The following is a 26,297-nucleotide window of genomic DNA, read 5'->3' as shown; positions in this document are numbered from 1 at the left end:
TTGTTTCCATTACAAAGAAAACGTTTTCATTTCATCGGGTAAGCCACTAGTTCCGGAACTTTCCTCAGCCAACCATTGTTCACGTCGGGTTTCCCAAAGATCCTTATTCCAAACTTCAAATTTATTTCCTTGGCCTATCATCACTACATCTTTTTCCAACTGTGCATAATTTCTTAAAACAGTGGGTAGTAACACCCGCCCATTCGCGTCTAATTCGACATCAGTCGCATGTCCAATCAATAAACGCTGTATTCTTCGTGCGGCAGCATTAAAACTGGGTAATTTCTGCAAATTATCTTCAATTATCTGCCATTGAGCCGCGGTATAGAGCAATAAGCATGTTTCCTCAGTATCAATAGTCACCACCAAAGGCGTTTTATCTTCAGCACCCAGCGCGGATCGATAACGCGTAGGGATTGCTAAGCGCCCTTTAGTATCAATGGTGATGGCATTTATTCCGCGAAACATGTTTTTTTATGTGGAAGTTTTTTTCTTCCACAATTCTCCACTTTTTTAATATTTTACCCCACTTTTCTACACTATAGAAACACATTTCTCCATGCGTCAAGATAAAAAACCACTTTTTAGTTAATTTATTGATGGATTATGAAACGAATGATTAAAAATTGATTTGCATGAAAAAATTGCGACCATGCATTGAATTAAAAAATTGAGACCTGCTTTATGGATTTCATCCAATCATGCAGGAAATTAGGAAATGCTTTATTTAAAAAGGAGCTATTTAAAACATAAGATTTATGAAGTGATGCACAATGAATTTGGATTACAGACATATGACTTTAAGTCTGGTTCGCACAAGGTTTTACCTCTAACTAAAGACTATGCATTAAAATACTGCCCAGAAGAACCAAAAAAGCTTGGTATTTTTATCTACATTTGGCTTATTCAATTCATCAACGCAGCGAGTCTTATTCCTTGCAGAACCAAATCAGGAACCAGATGATCATACAAGCCTTGTTTTTCAAATAAGGAGGCAAAACCACCTGTTGCCAATACCAATGCTTTTTCAGCGCCAAAAGCCTCCTGATTCAGACGTTGAATCAATTCACGGCAAGCACCAATTGCACCATAATAAACACCGGATTGAATGCTTTCTATTGTCGAGCGCCCCACTGCATTTTCAGTTTTTATGATTTCTACAGCAGGTAATTTTGCTGTATTTTTTGATAAAGCATCAACAGAGAGCCTAACTCCAGGTAAAATTGCACCGCCCATATATGCTTTTTGAGCACTAATAACACAAAAGGTAGTTGCAGTGCCGAAATCAATAACAATCACATTTTGGTTTGGATGACTATGAGTTGCTGCAATTGCATTGGCTATTCGGTCAGCCCCGACTTCAATGGGGTTGCGATATTTGATATTAAGACCCGTTTTAACTCCAGCCTGCAACAAAAAAGGTTCTAGAGAAAAGTATTTAACACAGGCTGAACGCAAGGAGTAATCAATTTGGGGTACCACAGAACAAATACCAATCTGTTTAATTGATTCCGGAGAACAATTATTTTCTCTTAAAACACTTTTTAAAAAGATGCCCAGTTCATCAGATGTACTTACTTTAGAGGTATGACGAAAACGAAGCTTTATCTCTTCTCCATCAAAAACACCACCATAGATATGAGAGTTTCCAACATCAATACAAAGAATCATAATGTCATGCATCCAGATTTAAAAAACACGATAGTAAATTGCGATTCTCTTATTAGCAAGTTATTAGTCAGCAAAAATGAATGTATATAATAGATTTCTTCGGAAACACACTACAGAGAGAGGAGTGCGAGGAGACATGCAGTGCCCAACCAGGGTGTGTACGCAAATACATAATGATTCGAGTACCATATCGACGAAGCAATCATCTTCTAAAGTAGAGTTTCTGAAAAAATCAAATGAAAAAGCCCTGCATAACGCAGGGCAGAAGTGGAGATTATCATGCTGATTCTTCGCTAATAGGACACCAAAACATCACTGATGCCAAACTGATTAGTAGGGTTTAACAATCACTGTCGTACCAATATCAGCAAAATCTTCGTTTAACCATTTTGCTGCACTGGGTAAAACACGGATGCAACCATGGCTTGCATTGTAATTAGGTACTTCATATGCTGCATGAATGGAATAGCCCCCATGGAAATGCATACAGTATGGCATTTTTGCACCACCATGTGTTTCTAATGGATAAATACTGGAGGTACAATCTTCGCCTTTTTTAGAATAAACACTGAATGTTCCGGTTACAGTACGACATGGTTTACCAGCATCTTCACAGAAATCCTTTCCCCCGGAAGCACTACCAGTATTTACCCTATTACCGTCTCTATCGTAAGCTGCCCATGCTGTTGCTTTAGGGTCAAATACAATCACTTTTTTCCCTGTTGCCGGTCTTTTCATGGGAAAGTAATTTGAGCCCTTATGGTCTGATTGCATGCTCATCGTATAATGAGTATAGCCTGCATCATCAACTACAGGGACTGACCTATCCATGGAAGCACAGGATGTTGCTAAAGCACACACTGGTACCAACACTAGATATTTTTTCACTTTATTTCTCCCTCTTTTTTTCTTATTTATCGGGAGATTTAAAAATAGGTTTAGGTTTTTTTATAAATATTTTTTACACTGTGTTTTTTTTATGCGCTCTAAGACTATTAAATGATTACTTTTGGGGTTGTTTTGGAAGCATAAATTGGATGGCGCGCATTAACTGTTTATCAGTACACTCAAAGCACCCCCCTCTTGCAGGCATTGCATTTAGACCCTCGTCAGTATGCTTAAAGAGTACCTCCATCCCTTGTTTTAAACGCATTTTCCAATCGGATTCTTCGCCAATTCTGGGCGCACCGAGAGGAATTAATGGTTTTTTTTCATGACAATTTGCACAAAAATGATGATAAATTTGTTCGCCTTCATTTTTGGTACCACTAATTGATTGCAAGAACTCTTGAGGATGATGAGTTTCTGCATGAACCGGTAATTGGCATATCCATAAAATCGCTGCATAAATACTGAAACGAATCATCATGTAATTCTCCTGAAATTGGCATAATATTTGCTATTTACAACAAGTTACTCAAAGAGGGATTATTTGTGAACAAGTGCATACTAAGTGTTTTACTATTTTTTGCAAGTACAGGATTACATGCTGATACAATACAATCACTTGAAGTATTAACGAACAAAATAGAACAACATATACGCAATGAACTTTCTTCATATAAAGAGGGAACAATTCGGGTTACGGCGGATAAAATTGATTCTCGTTTAAATCTCAAAGCATGTGCTGAAGATAAGCTCCTTGTTTTTAACCCCTACCAATCCCCTATCTTAAGTACCAGTACAATGGGTATTAAATGCCAAGAAAATGACAATCACTGGTCCTTGTATGTTCCTGTTAAAATAACCGTTTTAAAAACGATCTATGTCGCAAAACGTGCTCTAATAAAAGGCAGTCGACTTACTCAAGATGATATCTATCAAACAGAAATGGATGTACAACGATTAAATAAAGGCTATTTCACTGAAAAGGACTTATTAGTAGGACAAATTTGTAAACAAAATATTTCACCTAATAGCCCGCTGAATCCTCATAATATTGAGGCAGCAAAATTGATTAATAAAGGAGAACATGTTTCTATTGTAGTCAATGATAATAATTTAACTGTTAGTATGGATGGTGTGGCTCTGGAAGATGGTACATTAGGTGAAACCATTAAAGTGCGTAATCTTTCTTCCAAAAAAGTTATTGAAGCTCAGATTACTGATGCAAAGAAAGTGAATGTTATTATCTAAAAAAATCAATAACTAATTAAAATTTACTAAAGATTTTTAAAATGCGGCCGATAAATTTAGAAGTCAAACGTGATTGAGGATAAATTATGTTTAATCAAATCAGCGATGCAGTTCCTGTAAAAACTTTAGATGCAGACAATCGTTTAAAAACAACACATCAAGAAAAAATCAAAAGTTTGATTGAAGATCCCTCTTCACTTGTCAGCATCAGTGACACCTCCAAGCAATTAGAGGCAATAAAAAACTCCCTTAAGGAAACATCTGAAATCAATGAGGCTCGAGTTTTATATTTCAAAACAGAAATAGCGCTGGGAAATTATCAGATTGATAGTGACAAAATTGCCATGAAAATGTTAAATGTAGAACCAGCTTAATTTCTAAGGGCAATTATATGGATAATAAAGAGAAAGTATTGAGTAGCTGTTTGGCACAAGAAATTAATTGGATAGAAACGCTCAATTCTTTGTTAGTTGAAGAAAAAGAAATATTGATGTCTCGAGAATTTAACAGACTTGAAGAGTTTGCGAATAAGAAACAGGAATTATCGAATAAATTAGAAGAAAGCGCCAAACAACGGATGCAAATTATTAATCATACCGATCCCAATCAAACTATGAATCAGGTTTTAACAGAATTTCTTAAGGATTGTAGTATTGAAGAGGTAAATCAGATCAATCAACTTAATATTAAGCTTGCTGAACTTCTCTCACGCTGTCGCGAATTAAACGCAGTAAATGGACAAGTAATAGCCAATAATCTTTATATCCGTCAAGAAATTGTCAATACACTGTCAGGAAATCAAACAAATGCGATCAGTGTTTATACGTCCCATGGGAACATAGAATCAACAAAAGATAATTCACATCATCAAGAAGCTTAAAAATACAAAGCACTACATTCTGGGTGAAAGCAAAGCTGAACCCAGAAGATACATCAACAAATCTAAGGTGTGTTGACAATTCACCTACCGCCTACTTGCCAATAAGCAAAACCAAATATAAATAGAGTTATTTTTGCTCAGAAATCAAAAAAATGTATAATAGGATACAATTTTTATTTTTTATTCATATGAAATTTTTTACGAGAAATTACGACAGAACTGTTGTAGTTGAATTTTTCTCTGATAAGTCAACCACAGAGAACGTAATAAAGGAGAACTCTAAAAATTTGTTAGGAGTTCTTTTTAAAGAAGAAAATCGATTATTTTACTCATCTCTACTTGAAAGTTATCCTGATCTGAGTCAATTAACTTCTCAATCTCGTTTATGCTTGATTGGTCACAGTGCTCCAGGAAAACAAAAATTTTCCAGTTGTGACGTAGATATGCTGGTAGAACGCTTGGTAGAAGATTGTTCCTTAAAAGCAGTGAAACGAATTACGTTCATTGCATGCTATCTTGGAGAGACGAAAGCATTCATAGAGGAACTCCAATTAAAATTAGCTCATGAAGGTATTTATACTGAGATAGCCGCTTATAAAGCCTATTTGGTTATTGACAGCTCAGGACATCGTTGGGTTGATTTAGGTGAAAAAGATGGATTGGTCGAAGCAGGAAAACAAAAGATTGTAATGGGCTGGGAACATGGCTCTTTGGGTACTCCACCAAAACAGGTTGTTTTGGTGGATACGAATGAGATTAACCCCCATTACGTAGATGAGCTATCTGAAGAGGATTATGAGGATGCTGAACTAATCCCCACTCAAGTAGATGATTTAGAAAATATGTCGAAAAAAAGGAATTTAACCCTATTTAAAGAAGCAATTAATTCCGCAGCACCCTCTCTGGCTTCGAAAGGAAGTTTAGATAAAACTTCATATCAAAAGTTTTTTTAAAATTTAAATTAAATAGGACAAGTTTGGAATTTCTGGGTTTCGCTTTGCGTCACCCAGGCTCACGAACTAGATTAAAAATCGTAGCATTATCGCATACGAAGAGCCCCATCCAAGCGAATCACCTCACCATTTATCATCCCATTTTCAATGATATGCGCTACTAATGAAGCAAATTCCTCAGGCTTTCCAAATCGCTTGGGAAAAGTCATAGTTGCTATCAAATTGTCTTGTACCTCTTGTGGCATATTCAACAGCATTGGTGTAGCGATTAGACCGGGGGCTATGGTATTCACGCGAATGGCAAGCTGAGCTAACTCGCGTGCAGCAGGAAGAGTCATCGCAACGACTCCGCCCTTGGAGGCACTGTATGCGGCCTGGCCAATTTGCCCTTCAAAAGCCGCAATTGAAGCCGTGTTTATGATAACCCCCCTCTCCTGTGAATTACTTTCCAACTCCAAACCGCTCATTGCGTGTGCTGCAACCCTCATTACATTAAAAGTACCAATTAAATTGACATCAATAACCTGTTTAAAGGCGGCTAAAGGCATCGCGCCCTCTTTTCCAACAATACGCTTTGCTGGAGCAATTCCTGCACAATTAACACAAACTCTCGGGACTCCCAATTGCTCTATAGTCTGTTGCATTGCCTTTTCGACCGATTCATCACTGGTTACGTCACAACTGATAAATAAATCAGCTTCGCTCTGGTCGTCTATTTGCTTATCCCATGCCACAACTCGCATTCCACGCTTTCTCAGGTAATGAACACTTTCTTTTCCCATACCTGAAGCACCGCCTGTTATCAATGCGATTTGATTCGTAAAATTCACTATTATTCTCCATAATTTTTAACCGGGTTCCGCTACGCTACGCCCAGGCTGCAATGAACTGGCGTCTGTTATATTTCGCAAGCTTGAGCCAAAATAGTCAAGTTAGTAGCGATGTAAACAGGTCCTAAAAAAACTCTTTACTCAATTGTTTGAATTCAGAAGTCCCAGCTTTTCTTAACCATTCAAAAAAAACCATTTCAGAAGTAACCAAATGAATCCCTTCATTTTTCATTCGCTTCAGTCCATATTTCATATTTTGCTCACCACGACAACTTACTGCATCGACAACAACAAAAACATCAAATCCTGCTTCTCTCATTTCCAATGCTGTCTGCAAAACACAAACATGTGCTTCAATGCCAATAAGGATTAATTGCTTCTTATGAAGCTGTTTTAATCGCTCCACATATTTAGGCTCAGCCATGCACGAAAAACTTACTTTATCAATACAGTGTTGTTGATCAAAATACGATTGAAATTGCTTTAGAGTTGAACCGAGACCTTGCGGATATTGTTCGCTAACCAGAACCGGTACGCCGATTTGTCTGGCCAATTTTAAAAGCCATTCACAGCGCGCAATAAATGCTTCACTATTTAATACGGCTGGTGTTAATTTTTCTTGCACATCAACCAATAATAAAAGTGAATCCTCTTTATTAAGTAACATCCTTATTCTCCTTGGCGAATCAATTTAAAGACTTATAACAGCATACAGCCTGGATTTGAAACTGCAATCCAGGCGGTACGTATTAGCAGAAAAAACCGAGTAAAAACCTAAATTCCTGCTATATCAATTGTTCTCATTTTTACATCCATCTGCTTATTACCACGCTGAATGGATACAGTTATTTGCTCGCCTACTTTTATTTCGGTAAGCATGTTATATAAGACATCGTAGTTAGGAACAGCATGCCCGTTAAGTGCAACAATAATATCACCTAACTCGATACGTCCCCAAGCATCTCTGTGAGTACCTCGCAAATGAGCTTTATCCGCGGGTGTATTGTGTAGCACATCCGCAATTAATATCCCTTTACGTATACCTAATTGACGAGCAACATTAGGAGGCACACTTTGAATACCTATACCAGATAATACAACTCGACCATTTTTAATAATTTGCGACACGATGCGATCAATATCATCAGCAGGGACAGCAAAACCAATTCCGGCAGACGAACCAGAATTAGAATAAATCATCGTGTTCATACCAATTAACTGCCCAGCACTATTCAATAACGGACCACCTGAGTTACCGGGATTAATTGGTGTATCTGTTTGAATCATATTGCGAATTGTAACTCCGCCAATTCCAGGAACCTTTCTACCCAGGGCAGAAATCACCCCCTTAGACAAGCTATGATCCAGACCAAAAGGATTACCGATCGCAATAGCCTTTTGCCCCACCATGAGCTCATGCAGATGTACCACTTCAAACGGTTTAAATTCTTTAAGTAGAGCCAAAGCTTGCGGCGATTCAATCTTTAATACAGCGATGTCTTTACGTGGTTCTGCACCAACAACCTTAGCCGGTACTGTCAAATTACCTAAAGTAATAGCCAACTTATCAGCCCCTTTGATGACATGATAATTAGTGACTATATACCCACTGTTATTCCAGACAATTCCAGAGCCTGCGCCATCTGACACTTGTTTTTTCTGTAACGATCTGTTTGTGATTGTTGCTAGCCTGTGAACATAAACTACCTTAGGTGCGGCGTCATGAAATACTTGCACTGTATTTTGTTCATCAGGAAGAAGAGAGTTTACACTTGTACTATGTCCTGGCAAAGCCAGAATTGAACATAACATGAATGTCATAAACCATAAATAACGATGTTTTGCCATCAATATATCTCCATCAATTAGCTTAAAATCTTGCATTCCTGCAAAAAATGCAAAATGAATTGTAATATAAACAACCATAAATGTCACTAAATGAATTATGAGAATAATTTTCAAGCAAATATCATGGACTGATTTCTCTCCTCTCCTTTCTCTTTTTCTTCATTGCCATCGTGCCGTTCATCCAGGTGGGTTGTAGGTGCCTTGGCATCTTTAATTACCTGATTTTCTTGTTCCTTAGGTGATGGATTATTTATTTCTTGTTGTATTTTATCTACCTCAGTACGTGCCACATGCTCTACTCGCGTTTGAATCAAAGAAATTCCGGGACTTACTCCAAAGTATTGCATCAAAAATTGTATTGGTATCATCAGCATATCTTTAAAAGTCATAGATGAGGCTTCCATGGTTTTGACAGCTATAGTTTCTGTATTATCGATATGACGCAGATATACTTTTTCCAATAGCGCTGAATGCTGTTTATACACATTATCCAAACTGTCATTTCGAGCTTTTTCTTGATTCAAAAGAAACTTTTGAAAATCAGTATGCGCATCCCATAGGGTACCTCTTCTTTCTTGTAATTGCTTGAGTTCAGTATCATAAAATGCGATCTCACGATCAATTTCCTCTCTTAAGCGATCGCATGCAGTTTTGCGCTCAGATGAAATCTCCCCACACACTATTGAGCCCGACTCTTTTATAATAGCTTTGGCATAACGCTCAACCAATTCCTTTTTTTTGCTTAAAATCTCCTCTATTTTAGTATCTATATACCTAATTGCATCTTTATTCGTACCTAGAACTTGGTAATGAGAATCAAACCGTTTCTCACTTTGCATTTGGGTACGCATTTTTTCCAATTCTTTAACTTCCTGAGATAAAGCCCTACTTTGTGCCGTATCATTTAATTGCTTATCTCTGCTCAACAAAATTTGTCTAATGAATGCGGCCAAAACAACAACTGTTCCCAATACTGCAGCACAAATAAGCGCTATACTGACTGGCTCCATAATCAACTCCTAGAATGAGACAAATGAATTAATTGAGTATGAATTTCAATAGCAAAATACTGGCTAAAAGTTTGATATGAATCAATCGATGGCCATTGAGCAGGTATACTCGACATACGGCTCATCGCCGCCGAAAAAATTGGAATATAGTTGTCTTTAATAAAAGGTTTTATTTCTGTCAGATTGGAGAAGTTCCTCACCAAAGCAGTAGCATTTTCTTCCAAATGCGATAATTCTACTTTTTCAATAACATCAGACAAATCGTCTTGACCCTCTAGGGATTCTTTAATCCAATCGAGTAAAGCAACACGAGGCCTAATGAGCAATAATTGATGACTTGTTTCTATTGAGGGCTCCATCAACACGATATGGTTGTGTAATTCAAATTTAAAACAACAAAGAAAATCAAGAAAATTGGTTTCTATTTCATTACGTGCTTTATCACCTAACCAACGACAAATTTCATGGCGAAACATTTTTGAAAAATGTTGTTCTATTTCATCCAGGGTTGCATCATCTGAATTTTGTTTTTGCAATACATAAGCAGTATTATCAATTTGCAATAATCTAAGATCAGGTAATTTTGTATCGGGTAGTTGTGAGGCAAGAAATGATAAAAAAACAGCCGTAGGTTTTAATATTACTATTTCATGTTGGCTATGGCGCATAATCTCTCCTTGATTTGTACCTAAATCTCTCACCAACAGATTCACAGCACACGCTTAATCCATTGAACCTGCGCATTCACTTAAGATCTTTTTGTTTTTAAACATTTAGTGTTTTACGAAAAAATCTTAAAAACCCACTGCTTCAATATAATAAGCCGTCGCTACAATCTTTAGCAAAATGATTCAGCTTGATTTAACTCATCCTGAATACAACAGGCACCCTATTTAAAACGATAGACCATATATCGGCACTTAGCGAGTCACCTTTAATTTTTTCTTAATATTGACCTTAACTCCTTCTTTTTTTACAGTACCTCACCATAAAACCTTAAAGTACAACAAACGTGGATAAACAAAATTTATATGAACAATTTAGTAAACCATTACTGAACTGGTTTGCTCTTTATGGACGTAAAAACCTGCCATGGCAATTGCCTCGTACACCATACAGGGTATGGATTTCCGAAATTATGCTCCAGCAAACACAAGTTCAAACTGTTATCCCTTACTTCGAACGTTTTATGCAACGATTTCCTAATATTAGAGATTTGGCTCAAGCAAGTGAAGATGAAGTACTCTCTTTATGGTCAGGACTTGGTTATTACAGCCGCGCTAGAAACCTTCATCAAACAGCAAAAAGCGTGATGCAAAACCATGGCGGTGTTTTACCTGATAATTATCAGTTATTAAAAGAATTACCAGGGATTGGTCCCTCAACTGCAGCAGCCATTGTGTCACAAGCCTTTAATCAACCTGTTGCTATTCTTGATGGAAATGTAAAACGAGTACTGACGCGCTTTTTCGGCATTAAGGGTTATCCTGAACAAGCACAAATAAAAAAAACTTTATGGGAGCTGGCTAACTTGTGTATGCCTCAAGAGCAATGTGCTGATTACACTCAAGCGATTATGGATTTAGGTGCAATGTGTTGTACCCCTAAAAATCCAAACTGCCTAAATTGCCCTTTACAGAATAGCTGTCTGGCATTTAAACATAAGGAACAACATCTATACCCAACAAAAAAAATAAAAAAACCATTACCCACCCAATACCAACAATTACTTGTCTTATACAATGAACAAGGCCATATCTATTTAGAAAGAAGACCTCCTGTCGGATTGTGGGGAGGATTATGGTGTTTGCCCAATTTAGATGAAGGAGATTCTCCCCTTGATTTTATTCGTTTGAACTATGATTTATCTGGAGAAACACCCCGGAAGCTGATTGCTTTTAAACACCGTTTCAGCCATTTTCATTTGGAAATCAATGCATTCAGCATAAAAACTAAAGTCTTAGGTAAGATCCTATCTGAAAAGCAAGGAAAGTGGTTTGCAAAAGAAGAAATAAACTCATTAGGGTTAGCTCAGCCCACCAGTAAAATATTATATTTTCATTACAATATGCCCATTTAATGATCTTTATGGTATAACGAAGTCATTTTTTTGTTGGATGACTTTTTTTAATGAAAGAATTTATTCAATCTAGTGCTGTTTTAAATAATTTGGTCCTGTATATTCAAAAAAATGGAGTTTCATTAAAAAATTCTTCACCCCAAAAGAAAACAGTTGCTAAACAGAGCGAAGACCCACTTACTATAGAACAGCAAAAATTCAAACAAAATCGAGCAGCAAGAATAATTCAGCATGCATATCGCAGCTATAAAATGAAACAAAAAATAGGGGAGAATCCTTATAATTTTTATTTATCCATGATGAATGAAGAGGAAAAACAACGCATCCCCGCCCATATCCTATTTGGAAGTCATATAGCCGAAATGAGATCTGATTCAGTACATCGAATAAATAATCCTTATATTTACTCCGAAGCAAGATATCATCGAGACGATGATTTATCTGGAGTCTTATTGGACAATTTAATTGCCTCATTCAATATTAGTAAAACATCACGTGAAGCAAATGACTATATACCTGTAACCTTGCTTGGCAATGCTCCTGTTGAAGACATTGCCAGACGTTATTTTCCCCAAGAAGAACCACAACCTCAAATTATTAAAGATGCAATGCATTCTATTGCGTTGGTTGCTGTACCCAATGACAATCCTAATTCCCATGAAATAAAGGGGATTCTCAGTATTTGTGGCTTAGTAGCAAGTCCTTGGGAAATTGCAATCAATATGAAAAAACTTCCCTATCCTCTTATAAAGCCAGAGAAAATCAACCCGGCACTCAATCTGGTTACAACGAAAGAAGCATTATTAAAAAGTAAATCATGTAATAAACTTGATTTAATTGCTAATAGTTCACAACATACAACCAACAAATTGGCCAAAGGACTAAAACAATTATTAATCAATCTCCCTGAATTAAATGAAAATGCGATTCAACGTATTGCACTTATACTCAATATGACCTGTCTTTTTTATGAAAATAACTATCCAAAATTTGCTTTCTTACTTTATACAATCATTCATGAAATCAGTCTGGGTTTATTACAACAAAAGGACATGAGATGTTTAGAAAATGATTATTCCAGATTCATACACGAATCAAAAAATGTATTACTCAATACATTAGGACTAGAAAAAGAACAATTAGCAAAGACAACTTTTTTTGCTTCACTTGCAATGTCCGGAACCAATGCATATGTCATTGCCATGCATTTGGCCCAGAAAATGAAAACTAAAGACAATAAATTACCGACAATTAAAGTATACGGAACCGGATATTATGAATTTGAACTGATTACGAAAGATACCAAATCTTCTGATGCAGATGTGTTCATAATCTCCGCGGGTCCGATTGTCAACGAAGAGGGCATTATTCCAGGCATTGATATTAATCAATTAATAAAACACGAATTTATTGATAGAAAACGTGAAAAACCCATCACAGTTATTATTGATGCAACTACTGCATTGCATAAAAATTTGCATTTAGACCCCGCTCTTCAATCTCTTGTTATAGAAGGAAAACTATCAATAATCATCCATGAAAGCCTCCAAAAATTTGGTCTCTTTCATACAGACCAGGCTCAATGTGGAAAAGTATATGGACTATGCTCAAAAGAAAGCTATGCAGAGGAACTACTTATAGAATTACAGAAAAATGCCCAGAATGATTTTAATCATCACGTCGATCTGCGCATAGGTGCTTATATAAGTATGAATTGCAGCCAAACTTTAGAAGAAGTAAAACACCAGCATTTTGCTAATGGTGCGCTTTTAAGAAATATGCTCGCACAAGCTCAATTAATAGATACCGAAGTAATCAAAAATCCAGATATGCTCTCCAACCCCGATGAGCTATATTTTGTAAATTTTGCTCCCCAAAAATCCAAGTCACTTGAAGAATCAGCTCAAGAACACATTGAATCAAGAGATAGTTTCGGACATTTTTGCACAACCCAATCCGTAATAAGTGATTTCATAAACTCTGAAGAAATAATGCAAACCCGAATTAGTGCTGATGCTTCAGATACCATTGATACCTTAATCCAAATATCACAATTATATTTATCAAATTTTTATACAAATGACGAATTGTTAGAAATCCTCATTCAGAATGCTCGAAAATCCGATTCCTTATCATTCGACGAGCAAATTATTTCACTCGCCCTGCTCAATAATATAATTGACCGCATTTCTGTTGATTCACCCATCATGTATAAAAACTTAATTGTGCTTTTTGCTTCGATAAAGTGCTTACGTGAACAGTGCTCCTTATTAAAAGACCGTCAATATATTGCAAAGGTAGATAGTTATTTATTGAAGTTACAAAACAAAATTATTATCACCTGTAAACCAATACATCCTCAAGATTTCATTCAATCCATTCAAAAGAAGTACCAGCAAGGGAACTCATCCGCTTCCATGGCTCCACAATTACAGTTAGATGACGAATATTCCAGAAATAAAAATGGATTACTATTTTTCGATTTATCTAGCTCAAATTATTCTTCTCAATCGTCTAAACAGTCAAATGACTATATATGTGGACCTAGAACTATGTATTTTTAAATACTTGGCCTGGGTGCAGCTCAGCGAAATCCGGGCTAGCTTTTTTAACTTAACGAACCTCCACTAGCGAGTATTCGAATTGCTTCTTTTGCATCAGGTTGTCCTAGATTGGCAGCGGCATTGATCCAAAACCAGGCTTTCTTTCGGTCTTCTACCACTCCTTTACCATAGTAGTACATATAACCTACAGCATACTGTGCATCAGGCTGACCTTTTTGAGCTAATGGTTTTAAGCGAATAAACGCCTTGCGATACTCTTCAAGTCTGAAATTTTCAATTCCTTCTCGTAAATTGATCGCATTAGTCATAGTACACCCGGCAAGAATAGAAATAAAAATTACAACGAGTAATAGGTTAAATAAACGTCTCATAAATTTTTATTCCCCTTCCAAAGGCTTTGCTACTGGTTCAAAGATTAATTCATTTTTAGGTAAACTTAAACTCTCTAAAGTACCATTGCGTTCGACCAAAATTCCAGACGCCATAATGCGCTTAATCACTGCACCGCCAGGAATGGTATCACCCAATTTATACGTATTTTCTTCCCCATCAGCAGAACGAATGATTACTTGAGAATCATTTATCTGATTGGCAAATAAAATGCCTACTAAAGTAACATTCAGCATTGATTTCTTAATAGTGGATAAATTATCAGAAACATAAACACCAAATAAAGAAGAATGTAAAATAGCATCAAAAGAATTTTGCTTTGATATCACAGGCATCTCATTTGTGGTTTCAGGCTCTGCCTGGATCGGTACAGGGGAAAATAGCAAGGTAGCGTACTCAGTAATAATCAGTATGGAAAGAAGCGAAATTAAGGCGATAATAATCCATTGTGCGTATTTTGCTGAAAATAAAGCTTGAATATCAAATTTCATTGTCAAAACGCCCCTGAAGTATAAACTTGCCTAGACCTAGACTCCTTGCAGTGCTTTGGAGAAGTAGAACTTGCCTATATATAGAACCCCCACTAGAATATCCTACATAAACCGCTCTGAAAAGATCGTCCGCCCATAAATAACCCTTTTTCCAAATTCGCTGTGAAGAGTGAAGTATTAGGAGACGCAGAGGGAAGAATCGGGATGTACGTACCAGTACATGAGAATTCGAGCACTGCATCGACGAAACATTCTCCTCTGTCAAGTTTGAACAGAGGTCTAATGAAGAAGGTATCGATATAAAAAAATTTACAGCCCTAAGGATAGTCCAATGAAAAAGAATCACTTTGAAACTCGAGCCATTCATGCAGGTCAGAAACCTTGCCCAAGTACTGGAGCAGTCATGACGCCTATATATGCAACATCAACCTACAAACAAATTGCCCCGGGCGAACATCTTGGCTACGAATATTCCCGCACGCATAACCCCACTCGGGGGGCCTATGAAGGATGTATTGCCAGTTTAGAGTCTGGGGAGCGGGGTTTTGCTTTCGCTTCTGGAATGGCTGCAATTAATACGGTTGTTGATTTATTGAATGCCGGAGATCATGTTGTTGCCATGGATGATCTTTATGGAGGTACTTTTCGATTATTTGACAAAGTCAAAACCCGTACATCCGGATTATCCTTTTCTTTTGTAGACATGACTGATGCACGCAATATAGAAGCTGCGATTACACCAAAAACACGCATGCTTTGGGTAGAAACACCTTCAAATCCCATGCTAAAACTGGCCAATTTGCGGGAAATAGCAACCATAGCCAAACGCCATAATCTCATCGCGGTTGCCGACAATACTTTTGCAACTCCTTGGATTCAGAGGCCCATTGAATTAGGATTTGACATTGTATTGCATTCGGCAACTAAATACCTCAATGGTCATTCAGACGTAGTCAGTGGCGCCGTGGTTGTTGGTGACAATCCAGATTTAGCGGACAAAATCGCTTTTCTCCATAATTCCTGTGGCGGAATTGCAGGTCCATTTGACAGTTTTCTGGTTTTAAGAAGTTTAAAAACCCTGTCATTACGTATGGAACGACATTGCGAAAATGCCCATCATTTAGCAAATTGGCTGAGTAATCAGTCCAGAGTTAAAAAAGTCATTTATCCAGGCCTTGCAAGCCATCCTCAACATCTGTTAGCTAAAGAACAAATGCATGGGTTTGGCGGCATGATATCCATAGTAATTGATGGTGGCATTGATGCCGCCAAACGCTTTCTTGCTCGCTGTGAATTATTTACTCTGGCCGAAAGTCTTGGCGGTGTAGAAAGCTTAATCGAGCATCCAGCAATTATGACACATGCATCTATCCCCCCAGAAAAACGTAAAGTGTTAGGAATCGAAGATGGATTTATTCGGCTCTCAGTGGGCATAGAACATGTGGAAGATTTACAAGCTGATTTGGAATATGCACTGGCATATTAAATTTTGATTGGTATCCTGAGTGCAAAAGTTAATATAGGAAAAATAAATGCAGACTTTACAAACTATAATAGAGCAAGGTTTTGAACAACGCCAAACGTTATCAATTGATACAGCTCCTCCGGAACTCATCACAGCAGTAAATGAAGTGCTTTCTTGTTTGGACAGCGGTCAATATCGAGTTGCTGAAAAAATAAATAATGAATGGGTTGTACATCAATGGATAAAAAAGGCTGTTCTTTTATCTTTTAGACTTTACCCCAATCAAGTAATAGATTCAGGTTTTTGTCAGTTTTATGACAAAGTACCGCTTAAATACAATAACTATACTGAAGAACAATTTAAACAAACGGGGGTACGCGTGGTACCGCATGCCATGGTTCGCAAAGGAGCATACATTGCAAAAAACTGTGTTTTAATGCCCTCTTACGTCAATGTGGGTGCATATATTGATGAAGGAGTCATGGTAGATACCTGGGCTACAGTAGGTTCCTGTGCCCAAATCGGTAAAAACGTGCATCTTTCGGGCGGAGTAGGCATAGGTGGCGTGCTAGAGCCTTTGCAAGCTAATCCGACAATTATCGAAGACAATTGTTTTATCGGTGCCCGCTCAGAAGTAGTTGAAGGGGTCATCGTGGAGCGAAATTCTGTCTTATCTATGGGCGTTTATTTAGGACAAAGTACCAAAATATACAATCGTCTCACTGGGCAAATTACGTATGGTCGTATCCCGGAAGGATCTGTGGTAGTAGCTGGTAGTTTGCCTAGTGAAGACAAAAGTTATAGTTTGTATTGCGCGGTCATTGTGAAACAAGTGGATGAAAAGACCAGAGCGAAAGTAAGCATTAATGAACTATTGAGAGCTAACTAGCATATGATTGAGCCGAAAAAAATGGTAGAAGGTTTAGAAGAAATCGTGGCGAAGCTCGTTAGCTTTCCCTCGATTAGCCCCGAGGATGCAGGTTGCCAAGAATTTATGATCCAATTTTTGGAGCAAGCGGGATTTACTTGTCAACGGATGAATAAAGATTCTGTATCCAACTTTTTTGCATCTTATGGAGAATCTGGACCTTTCCTAGTATTTGCGGGCCATACGGATGTCGTTCCTGTTGGTGATATCACAAAATGGTTGTCTGATCCGTTTGTGACACAGAATAAAAACGGAATGCTCTACGGACGTGGTGTTGCCGACATGAAAGGAAGCCTGGCTTGCATGTTGCTGATGGCGAAACGATTTATTAAAACCTATCCCAAATTTCAAGGAAGATTAGGTTTTCTAATTACTAGTGGTGAGGAAGGTGATGATTATGATATGGGCACCCCTTATGTCATGCAGCTCTTGCAAAATCAAGGCATTCAAATTGATTATTGCATTGTTGGTGAACCTTCAAGTAGTCAAAAAGTAGGTGATGTGATTAAAATTGGTCGACGCGGTTCATTAAGCGCCAAAATTAGGTTACATGGAAAACAAGGTCATGTTGCTTACCCGCATTTGGCTGACAATCCAATCCATAAAATTAGCCCCACATTAGCGAAACTGACCACTACACTTTGGGATCAGGGTAATAATCATTTCCCACCAACATCCATGCAAATTACTCACCTTCAATCAGGAGGGCATGCAGCAAATATTATTCCTGGAGATCTGGTTTTACATCTCAATTTTAGGTACTCAACAGAACAAACACACGGCGCATTAAAAGAAAAAGTTCTTGCTGCTTTTCAGGAACATGATCTCAATCCTGTCATTGAATGGCGTCTAAGTGGAGAGCCCTTCTTGACAGCTCAGGGCGCTTTATTAGAAAGTTGTAAGCAAGCAATCATCGAGCTAACTGGAAATACACCTGAGCTTTCTACCAGTGGCGGAACATCTGATGGCCGCTTTATCGCACCCTATGGCGTTGAAGTAGTAGAACTTGGCCCTGTTAATGCCACGATTCATCAAGTGAATGAATGTGTCTCCTTAAATGAGCTGCATCAATTAGAAAATTTATACTTTTCAATTTCTGAAAAATTGTTAATCAATTAGGCTCTGTTTCATTACACTAGCTTGAGCTAAAGTGGTCTATACTTTGAGAAAAGCAATTGAATTTATTGTAGTTTCATTGTTTTCATAACCTGGGTGAGGCGTAGTGAACCCAGGCTGCAATTAAAATGGCACTATAAGGAGAGACGAGCATGAACGGTTGCAAATTAAGCCCTGTAGCTCTAGGTCTTGCATTTGGAGTTCTCTGGGGTGTATCTATTCTAGTCATGGGATTACTGGCTTACTATTATACCTATGGTCATGGTTTTGTAATTGCATTAGGGACTTTATATCCTGGATATGCGCCTTCAATCCAAGGAAGTTTACTAGGCGGTGTTATAGGTTTTATTGACGCATTCATCACAGGTTTTATCATCGCCTGGTTGTACAATGTATTTTGTTGCTGCAAATGTGTGTGCTGCGACAAGAAAAAGCATGAAGAAGTTAAATAACGCTAGATAGTCTAGCCTGAGCAAAGATGCGACCCGTAAACCGATAGAAGCGGTGCAAAAAAGTAAGGCAAAAAACCCGGGTTCCGCTGCGCTTCCCCCAGGCTAGATATAATAATTTAGTTTACAACATGCCATGTGCCATCTGGCTGACGACATGCACTACCACGTAATGTTTGTGGTTTTCCATCAATAATTGCCTTAGTTAGATATTCACGGCAAGGCAAATGCTCACGATAATAAGTACGAGTGGGTTGTACTGTATAGCTATTTCCAGTGTCTGGATTTGACCAATGCACTGATCTGCCGGTGGGTGCAGTTTCTAAGGCGCGTTGCATTTCCATTCTATCCACTTTATCCATATATTTACCAATTTGACCACCCAAATAAGCACCAGCAATAGCTCCACCTGCTGTTGCTGCCAATCTAGCTGCTGGGCCACCTCCAAATTGACTTCCAATTAACCCGCCAATAACTCCACCTGAGATAGTACCGACATCTTGATGATTCATTGATGCACAACCAACTAATAATAAAGACAAAGATGCAACAGCTATTTTTTTCATAACATATCACCCAATTTAAAGGTTATAAAAATCGGTTGTAATTCTATCATCACGTTCAGTTATTATCCATAGCTAAATGGGTCTGGGTGAACCGCGGTGGAGACCGGGTTACGGTCCTTCGGATTGCACTCAGGCTACATTATTATTAATCGTGGCGAACTCGCTCAGAGATTTGACACAATAACTCATATCCCGAAGTACCTGCAGCTTTTGCGACTCGCTCAACCAAAATATGCGTCCCCCAAAGCTCAACAGGTGCCCCAGGTTTTACTTCTGAATGATCGGTTAAATCCACAGCAAGCATATCCATTGAGACTCGTCCTACTATAGGCACTTCTTTGCCTTGGACCCAAACGGGTGTGTTTGCCGCTATATGCCGTGGATAACCATCACCATAACCAGCAGCAACAATACCAATAATCGAAGGCTTTTCGCTTTTCCAAATCCCACCATACCCAACTTGGGCTAAAGGAGGATTATGATAAACAGCACTAATTGCTGAAACAAAACGCATTACGGGGAGCAAACCCAAATCAATCGCGGTCTGATTAGTGAAAGGAGATACACCATAAAGCATAATACCAGGCCTGACAACATCGGCGTGAGTCTGTGGAAACGAAATAATAGCGGCCGAATTGGCGATACTGCGTTGACTAAATCCAGCGACTGAAATACTTTCAAATAAAGCAATTTGTTGGGAATTTTCAATGCGCTCTGGCTCATCAGCGCAAGCTAAATGAGTCATCAAGCCAATCTCTTTATCCACCCACGGACATGATTGTAATGCATCCATGACTCCTTGCAGCTCATGCGTTTTAAAACCTAAGCGATGCATACCCGTATTCACTTTAACCCAAAGTTTAATGGGTCTATCTAAAGGGGTATTTAATAGCCATTGTACTTGGTGCGGTTGATGAATAACACAACCAAATTGATGCTGAGCCACCACCTTAAACTCATCAGGACTAAATACACCTTGAAAAAGAATGCAATGAGTTCGAATTCCTATTTTGCGAAGAACCAGAGCTTCTTCAATACACGCGACACCAAAAGCATCGACGTGTCCTTCCAATATTGGTGCGACAACATGTACACCACAGCCATAGGCATTGGCTTTAACCATAGCAATTATTTTCTTGCCAGGAGCCAAGCGTCTTATCCGCGCTAAATTATGGTGTAATGCATTGGGTTCTATCACCAACCGGGTTGGTCTGGACATCTTAATCTACCCCTTGATAACCATTGTAAGCTAAATCTTCAAAACGAGTGTACTTACCAATAAAGGCTACACGTACCTTACCAATAGGGCCATTTCTTTGTTTTGCTACAATTATCTCTGCTGTTCCTTTATCTGGACTGTCTTCATGATAGACTTCATCTCGATAAATAAAACAAATTAAATCGGCATCTTGCTCAATCGCTCCAGATTCACGTAAATCCGACATTACAGGACGTTTATCTGCGCGTTGCTCCAAACTTCGGTTCAACTGAGATAAAGCAATCACTGGCACTTGTAACTCTTTTGCCAGCGATTTAAGGCTGCGTGAAATTTCAGAGATTTCTGCCGTTCTATTATCAGCACCAAAGCCTGGTACTTTCATTAATTGTAAATAATCCACCACAATTAGACCAAGATTTCCATGATCTTTGGCCAACCGCCGGGCTCGCGCACGCATTTCACCAGGACTTAAAGCTGGAGTATCATCGATAAACAAAGGAGCTTCCGAAAGCATATGCACGGCAGAGGTGACACGAGGCCAATCATCATCATCCAATTTACCCGTTCTAATTTTATGCTGATCAATACGGCCTAAAGAAGACATCATCCTCATTGCCAAAGAATCCGATGGCATTTCCATAGAAAAAACAAGTACGGGTTTTCCAGATTTAATTGCAGCATGTTCTGCCATATTCATAACTAAAGTCGTTTTACCCATGGAAGGACGACCTGCAACAATAACTAGATCAGAAGGCTGTAATCCAGAGGTCATTTCATCCAAATCAGACAAGCCCGTAGCAAGTCCAGTAATGGCATCGCCATTATGGTAAAGTGCATCAATTTTTTCCACTGCACGAACCAAAACTGATTTTATATTTTCAGGTCCGCCATCACCCGCTGTTTGTTCGCCGATAGCAAAAACTCTGGTTTCTGCCATATCAAGTAACTCAGGGACTTGTCTGCCCCCAGGATTATATGCCGAATCAGCAATCTCAGTGGCCACAGCAATAAGCTGTCTTTGCACTGATTTTTCTCGAACTATATCAGCATAAGCAGATATGTTAGCAACGCTGGGGGTATTATTAGCCAGTTCAAATAAATAGGCTTCACCACCTGCATCATCTAATTCGTTGTAAGACTTTAATGCATCTAGCAGAGTCACGACATCAAAAGGTTGATCTTTCTTTACCAACGAAGAAATTGCTCGAAATAAAATTCGATGCTCAGTGCGATAAAAATCTGCTTCACATAATTTATTGCTGACTTTATCCCAAACCTCATTATCTAACATTAATCCACCAAGGATGGATTGTTCTGCTTCCACTGAATGAGGTGGGCGCTTTAAAGGATCAACTGTCTTTTTGGAATTTTGCAGATCATACATGGTAGTGACATAATGAGAGTTTGGAACGGTGTCTATTGTAATGATCTTTTAAAAGGATGTCACCCTGAACAACCGGACAAAAATCATACCTTCATTGAATTACATCTTTTTTGTCATTCCCAGGGAGATGGGAATGACAAAAAATTAATTTTGTTTGTCAATTATTGCTTTTGCCAAACTTGAGTACGGCCTAATAAAGAAATACCTACATATCCTCGAACCAAGAGTTTATTGCCTTGGACAGTGAGCTTGGCGCGATAGACTTTACCTGACTTAGGATCTAATATTGACCCACCGCCCCATTGATTATCACCTTCATTTTTCAATCCCCACATAAACTGCAGTCCTTGGATTTTCTTACCTTTAAATGCACCAGGACATTTCTCACAAATACCAGTATCACCAGGCTGTGGAAATACCTTATTAATAACCGCGCTTAAAGTACCTCCAGATTCACTAATGGTAACAACTGCTCTTTTCTGACCTGTTTTATCATCAATTGTTACCCACGTACCTACCGGTGCTTGAGATGCGGCAAGTGCTGCAGGCAAATAGATTACAGCAACAAAAAAACCACAAGCTAGCTTCCATAAGTTCATAATTTTCTCCATGTTTACAATCATTTATAGCTTATGCCATGATCGAAAACTATGCCAGTTCTAAATAAAATATATTTCTAAATTGAGTGTTTATCTTGGATAAAATAAGGCATTGTAGCCTGAGTGCAACACAGGAGAACCCACAGGACTTAAGAAAAACCCCAATCTCTTCGTTAAAAACATTTTTTGCCTCAACCTTGGGGTTTTTCGTAAGTCCTGCCCATTTTTTAACATGAATAATCTTCTTAATCCCAAATTCATCTGCACTATCCCAAAGCTCAAGAGGAGTAACATCAACTCACATTAGGTTAGGGGCATAAAAAATTGTTCTACATCCTCTTCACTTAAAGTCATTGCTTTAGCAGGATCAGCAGATAAAATACCTTCTACTAATAGTCTCTTTTTCTCTTGCATCCCTAAAATGGCTTCCTCTACCGTACCCGATGTAATCAACTTATAGACAAACACAGGATTTTCTTGGCCTATACGATGTATTCGATCGGTCGCTTGGTCCTCTACTGCTGGGTTCCACCAGGGATCATAATGAATTACTGTATCAGCACGCGTTAAGTTAAGTCCAGTACCTCCTGCTTTCAAACTGATAAGAAAAACAGGCGTTTTTCCTTCTTGAAATTTTTCCACCATTGCCTGCCGATTTAGCGTCTGACCTGTTAACTTTAAGTAATCATAATTTCTTGTATGCAGCTCTGCTTCAATCAATTGCAACATCGAAGTAAATTGTGAAAAAACCAAAACGCGTCTTCCCTCACCCACCAAATTATCTAATAAATCCATTAGAGCCTCGAGCTTGGCAGAGGTTCCATAGGCGATTTCTGCTTCCGGTAATGACAATAATCTGGGATCACAACAAACTTGACGTAACTTCAGCAGTGCATCTAGAAGAAGAATATGGCTTTTCCCTAATCCTTGTTTGGCAATAGCATCACGAACTTTTTTCTCCATACTCATACGAATCGCTTCATAGAGATCCCGCTGTGGGCCAACAATCTCTATTGTACGAGTCATTTCCGTTTTTGGAGGCAATTCACGAGCCACCTGATTTTTGGTTCTTCTCAATATGAACGGTTGTACTCTCTTAGTCAGCACTTCTCGTCTACCCAAATCTGCATATTTCTCAATAGGAGTTCTGAACCAAAGCCTAAATTGTTTTGCATCACCTAGTAGCCCAGGCATTAGAAAATGAAATAAAGACCATAATTCACCCAAATGATTTTCCAAAGGTGTACCGGTCAGACATAAACGATGGGTAGCGTGGAGCTGCTGAATAATTTGCGTCGTTTTGGTACGCGCGTTTTTTATAAATTGTGCTTCATCCAATATAAGATAATAGAAAGAATAAGCTATAAATTTATCTTTATCACGTTGAATTAATCCATAAGTAGAAACAACAATATCATAGTCATCAAAATTATCCTGATGACGTTCCGAACCATGATAAATTAAAACCTTTAATTGGGGAGTAAAACGTTTTGCTTCAGCCTGCCAATTTCCAACAAGACTTGTTGGGGCAACAATTAAAGTCGCTGCGTTTATACGACCTTGTTCTTTTTCATATTGCAAATGAGCCAAAGTTTGTATTGTTTTACCCAATCCCATATCGTCGGCAAGAATTCCACTAAAATGACTTGTTCGCAAAAATTGCAACCAATTCAATCCATAGCGTTGATAATCTCGCAAATGGGCTTCTAATCCGGCGGGAGGTTGAACTTCAGGAATTTGAGTTAATTGAGAGAGTTGTCTGATTTGCTCTCTTAGGGTTTCAGCGCCTTGCCAACGTGTTTTAGTTGCTGCAATAGCTAACTCAGCCTCTCGCATTAGAATAAGTTGATATTTATTAATTTGCACCTGTTGGTTTTCATCTATATGACGCAAACCAAACTGCAGCAACAAACGGACTAAAGGCTTAATTCGTCCCATTTCTAACTGCAGGGCTCTCCCATCGTGCAATGGCAATTTGACTAATTGTGTATCCGGAAGATTATCCAAATCATTACCACTGTAACGGTGAATCAAGTCAGCTACCAAAGGTACGATACTGACTGGTTTACCCTCAACCAAAATTCCCAATTGATATGAGAAAAAATCAGTTGTATTTTCATACAGATCCGAATACCACTCAACATCATCAGCATGAACCACTTCTTGATACAAAGAGCTAATACACTCAACTCGCCAGTCATGGCTTTTTAACTCAGGTACTAATTGACTGTAAAGAAATTCCAAATCTGCCAAGACGTTAATATTCTGCAAAATAAAATCAGCTTGTTTTACTTTTTCCCATTGTTCACGTTCCCAAGCTCTTGGTACTCTTAACTCAAGTATGTTCTGTACTTCATTCCATTTCGATTTCTCAAAATCCCTATCACGCTTATATTCAATTAAAACCCCATCCTGATGGCAAACAACTGTGTCACACTCTTCAGAAGCTGCTATCTTTAAACCCGCATAATCAAAAACAATCTGTGCTGTAAATAAGGCATGCAATTCTTCTTCGGTATCATAAAGCCAAGAGGATTCTTCACCATGTTCACTAACGGCATCCAGGATAAGTACCGGTATTGGCATAACTTTTCGAACTTCACGCTCTTTAAAAACTTGTGGCATGGGAAATTCAGGACAGGTTTGGGCCATTTTCTTTGCTAATAATTCGGTCTGATCCATTGGGATTGGTGGTGCTTCCAATAAATAGCCTAATTGCTTTATTGGATATGGGGTAATTAAACGCCCCATTTTGCTTTCCAAACAATTAAAATACCAACTGTCATCCAACAATAATGGTTTCAATGCTTTTCCTTCATGCATTAATAACAAATTTTGACTGCCATTATGAGATAACACCCATTCACAGGTACCTTGAATAGGCTCGCTTAAGTGAATTGGTTCATCCTGATTCTGTATAAAAAAAGCCCTCCCAGTGGCAACAACCCTCTCTAATAATTCGCTATTGCGAATAGTTAATGTATCAAACCAACCTGAAACACCACATTTAAACAGCAGCAGCGCTACCAGCTCATTATCATCATCAATAAAATGTTGCTTTTTGGAATCCGAAAGACTATTGAAAGGAATCATTTTTCCATAACCGCCACGTTTTAATAACTTGGCTAAAGCTAATTTAATCGCAACACGATGCTCATAGCCATCAAGTCTTAGCTCTATGAGATAAACTAAATGATGAGTCACTTCAGGTGCTTTCACTACAGCAGCTTCTTGGGCTCGCAAATTTTTCAACCAGCTGTCAAGTCTTCTGTTTAACTTAGCACCAGAGCTCGATTGAGAACTTCCTATTTCTCTATCACGCAAAGCAAACAAACAAGCAGCAGCATGTTTACAATTATATTGATACGCACAAGTACAATGCGCTAATTTCTTTGGCCAAGCCTTCAAATCCATATGTATATCATAAATCTGGCTTGAACTGCCTTTGACTCGTCCTTTTAACAATCCATCACTGAAACGAATATTGAGCACATGTCCATTTTCAAAATACTCTTGACCACGCAATAATATTTTGTCTTCAAAGACTTCTGGCATTTTTGAGAGTGCTTCATTTAACATAAGTGTGTTTTTTACTGGGCAAAGGAACTATTTTAGTCAATTTTTAAATTAATTAACAATTTTATCTTTAAATTAAATGTTCTTTATATAAGGCTCTGTTGACAATTCGCCAGATTAATACAAAATGATGAGAATTTAG

General features: G+C 38.2%; 26 protein-coding genes. 10 read left to right on the top strand and 16 right to left on the bottom strand.

What is annotated here, in order from left to right:
• Positions 1-9: 9 nt before the first annotated feature.
• The 4 genes from mraZ to ELY20_RS00960 form a co-directional block, all read right to left on the bottom strand.
• On the bottom strand, positions 10-468 hold the full coding sequence (gene mraZ, locus ELY20_RS00975; RefSeq protein WP_110141273.1) for a division/cell wall cluster transcriptional repressor MraZ: 459 nt from the start codon (positions 466-468) through the stop codon (positions 10-12).
• Between the two features lie 438 nt (positions 469-906).
• Positions 907-1,671, bottom strand: a complete 765-nt coding sequence (locus tag ELY20_RS00970) for a type III pantothenate kinase (RefSeq protein ID WP_110141350.1) — start codon at positions 1,669-1,671, stop codon at positions 907-909.
• 330 nt (positions 1,672-2,001) lie between these two features.
• A complete protein-coding gene (locus ELY20_RS00965) occupies positions 2,002-2,559 on the bottom strand; it encodes a L,D-transpeptidase (protein WP_110141272.1) in 558 nt (185 codons plus the stop codon).
• Positions 2,560-2,674: 115 nt separating this feature from the next.
• A complete protein-coding gene (locus tag ELY20_RS00960) occupies positions 2,675-3,040 on the bottom strand; it encodes a c-type cytochrome (RefSeq protein ID WP_110141271.1) in 366 nt (121 codons plus the stop codon).
• Positions 3,041-3,105: 65 nt separating this feature from the next.
• Between ELY20_RS00960 and flgA the strand changes: the two genes are divergently transcribed.
• The 4 genes from flgA to ELY20_RS00940 all read left to right on the top strand — a co-directional run bounded on the left by flgA (position 3,106) and on the right by ELY20_RS00940 (position 5,640).
• Positions 3,106-3,807: a flagellar basal body P-ring formation chaperone FlgA gene (flgA, locus tag ELY20_RS00955; protein ID WP_110141270.1), complete on the top strand. Its 702-nt coding sequence runs from the start codon at positions 3,106-3,108 to the stop codon at positions 3,805-3,807.
• 86 nt (positions 3,808-3,893) lie between these two features.
• Positions 3,894-4,181: a flagellar biosynthesis anti-sigma factor FlgM gene (flgM, locus tag ELY20_RS00950; protein ID WP_110141269.1), complete on the top strand. Its 288-nt coding sequence runs from the start codon at positions 3,894-3,896 to the stop codon at positions 4,179-4,181.
• 17 nt (positions 4,182-4,198) lie between these two features.
• Positions 4,199-4,687 carry a flagella synthesis protein FlgN gene (locus ELY20_RS00945; protein ID WP_110141268.1) on the top strand — a complete coding sequence of 163 codons (489 nt, stop codon included), beginning with the start codon at positions 4,199-4,201 and terminating at the stop codon, positions 4,685-4,687.
• Between the two features lie 287 nt (positions 4,688-4,974).
• Positions 4,975-5,640: a C80 family cysteine peptidase gene (locus ELY20_RS00940; RefSeq protein WP_233590460.1), complete on the top strand. Its 666-nt coding sequence runs from the start codon at positions 4,975-4,977 to the stop codon at positions 5,638-5,640.
• 86 nt (positions 5,641-5,726) lie between these two features.
• Here the strand turns inward: ELY20_RS00940 and ELY20_RS00935 are convergent, their stop codons facing one another.
• The 5 genes from ELY20_RS00935 to ELY20_RS00915 form a co-directional block, all read right to left on the bottom strand.
• Positions 5,727-6,470, bottom strand: coding sequence for an SDR family NAD(P)-dependent oxidoreductase (locus tag ELY20_RS00935; protein WP_110141266.1), 744 nt, complete (start codon positions 6,468-6,470; stop codon positions 5,727-5,729).
• Between the two features lie 124 nt (positions 6,471-6,594).
• Positions 6,595-7,137, bottom strand: a complete 543-nt coding sequence (locus ELY20_RS00930) for an isochorismatase family protein (protein ID WP_110141265.1) — start codon at positions 7,135-7,137, stop codon at positions 6,595-6,597.
• A gap of 107 nt (positions 7,138-7,244) precedes the next feature.
• Entirely contained in the window at positions 7,245-8,318 is a 1,074-nt protein-coding gene (locus ELY20_RS00925; protein WP_110141349.1) for a S1C family serine protease, read from the bottom strand.
• A 110-nt stretch (positions 8,319-8,428) separates the two neighbouring features.
• Entirely contained in the window at positions 8,429-9,328 is a 900-nt protein-coding gene (locus ELY20_RS00920; RefSeq protein ID WP_110141264.1) for a hypothetical protein, read from the bottom strand.
• Positions 9,329-9,330: 2 nt separating this feature from the next.
• A complete protein-coding gene (locus ELY20_RS00915; RefSeq protein ID WP_110141263.1) occupies positions 9,331-9,996 on the bottom strand; it encodes a hypothetical protein in 666 nt (221 codons plus the stop codon).
• A 344-nt stretch (positions 9,997-10,340) separates the two neighbouring features.
• Between ELY20_RS00915 and mutY the strand changes: the two genes are divergently transcribed.
• Positions 10,341-11,408, top strand: a complete 1,068-nt coding sequence (gene mutY / locus ELY20_RS00910) for an A/G-specific adenine glycosylase (protein ID WP_110141262.1) — start codon at positions 10,341-10,343, stop codon at positions 11,406-11,408.
• A 50-nt stretch (positions 11,409-11,458) separates the two neighbouring features.
• A complete protein-coding gene (locus ELY20_RS00905) occupies positions 11,459-13,972 on the top strand; it encodes a hypothetical protein (protein WP_110141261.1) in 2,514 nt (837 codons plus the stop codon).
• 44 nt (positions 13,973-14,016) lie between these two features.
• Here ELY20_RS00905 and ELY20_RS00900 read toward each other — a convergent pair whose 3' ends face one another.
• Positions 14,017-14,343: a tetratricopeptide repeat protein gene (locus ELY20_RS00900; RefSeq protein ID WP_110141260.1), complete on the bottom strand. Its 327-nt coding sequence runs from the start codon at positions 14,341-14,343 to the stop codon at positions 14,017-14,019.
• A 6-nt stretch (positions 14,344-14,349) separates the two neighbouring features.
• Positions 14,350-14,853 (bottom strand): type II secretion system protein N, encoded by a 504-nt coding sequence (locus tag ELY20_RS00895; RefSeq protein WP_110141259.1) that lies wholly within the window; start codon positions 14,851-14,853, stop codon positions 14,350-14,352.
• Positions 14,854-15,184: 331 nt separating this feature from the next.
• Between ELY20_RS00895 and ELY20_RS00890 the strand changes: the two genes are divergently transcribed.
• From ELY20_RS00890 to ELY20_RS00875, 4 genes are all read left to right on the top strand, one after another.
• Positions 15,185-16,339 carry a trans-sulfuration enzyme family protein gene (locus ELY20_RS00890; RefSeq protein WP_110141257.1) on the top strand — a complete coding sequence of 385 codons (1,155 nt, stop codon included), beginning with the start codon at positions 15,185-15,187 and terminating at the stop codon, positions 16,337-16,339.
• A 46-nt stretch (positions 16,340-16,385) separates the two neighbouring features.
• Positions 16,386-17,207, top strand: coding sequence for a 2,3,4,5-tetrahydropyridine-2,6-dicarboxylate N-succinyltransferase (dapD, locus tag ELY20_RS00885; protein WP_110141256.1), 822 nt, complete (start codon positions 16,386-16,388; stop codon positions 17,205-17,207).
• A gap of 21 nt (positions 17,208-17,228) precedes the next feature.
• The gene (gene dapE, locus ELY20_RS00880) at positions 17,229-18,365 is read left to right on the top strand and encodes a succinyl-diaminopimelate desuccinylase (RefSeq protein ID WP_165831560.1); all 1,137 of its coding nucleotides are present in this window, start codon (positions 17,229-17,231) and stop codon (positions 18,363-18,365) included.
• 149 nt (positions 18,366-18,514) lie between these two features.
• Entirely contained in the window at positions 18,515-18,814 is a 300-nt protein-coding gene (locus ELY20_RS00875; protein WP_110141254.1) for a bacteriophage holin, read from the top strand.
• 116 nt (positions 18,815-18,930) lie between these two features.
• Here ELY20_RS00875 and ELY20_RS00870 read toward each other — a convergent pair whose 3' ends face one another.
• The 5 genes from ELY20_RS00870 to ELY20_RS00850 all read right to left on the bottom strand — a co-directional run bounded on the left by ELY20_RS00870 (position 18,931) and on the right by ELY20_RS00850 (position 26,158).
• A complete protein-coding gene (locus tag ELY20_RS00870; RefSeq protein ID WP_110141253.1) occupies positions 18,931-19,377 on the bottom strand; it encodes an RT0821/Lpp0805 family surface protein in 447 nt (148 codons plus the stop codon).
• Positions 19,378-19,522: 145 nt separating this feature from the next.
• Positions 19,523-20,596: an alanine racemase gene (gene alr, locus ELY20_RS00865; RefSeq protein WP_110141252.1), complete on the bottom strand. Its 1,074-nt coding sequence runs from the start codon at positions 20,594-20,596 to the stop codon at positions 19,523-19,525.
• 1 nt (position 20,597) lies between these two features.
• Positions 20,598-21,980, bottom strand: coding sequence for a replicative DNA helicase (gene dnaB / locus ELY20_RS00860; RefSeq protein ID WP_110141251.1), 1,383 nt, complete (start codon positions 21,978-21,980; stop codon positions 20,598-20,600).
• A gap of 161 nt (positions 21,981-22,141) precedes the next feature.
• Positions 22,142-22,579, bottom strand: coding sequence for a DUF2147 domain-containing protein (locus ELY20_RS00855; RefSeq protein ID WP_110141250.1), 438 nt, complete (start codon positions 22,577-22,579; stop codon positions 22,142-22,144).
• Positions 22,580-22,882: 303 nt separating this feature from the next.
• Positions 22,883-26,158, bottom strand: a complete 3,276-nt coding sequence (locus tag ELY20_RS00850) for a DEAD/DEAH box helicase (protein WP_110141249.1) — start codon at positions 26,156-26,158, stop codon at positions 22,883-22,885.
• Between the last annotated feature and the right edge of the window lie 139 nt (positions 26,159-26,297).

The organism is Legionella qingyii, assembly GCF_003990155.1.
In the GTDB taxonomy this organism is placed as follows: domain Bacteria; phylum Pseudomonadota; class Gammaproteobacteria; order Legionellales; family Legionellaceae; genus Legionella; species Legionella qingyii.
Note: the sequence above shows the minus strand (reverse complement) of the source record. Positions and strands in the feature narration are given on the sequence as shown.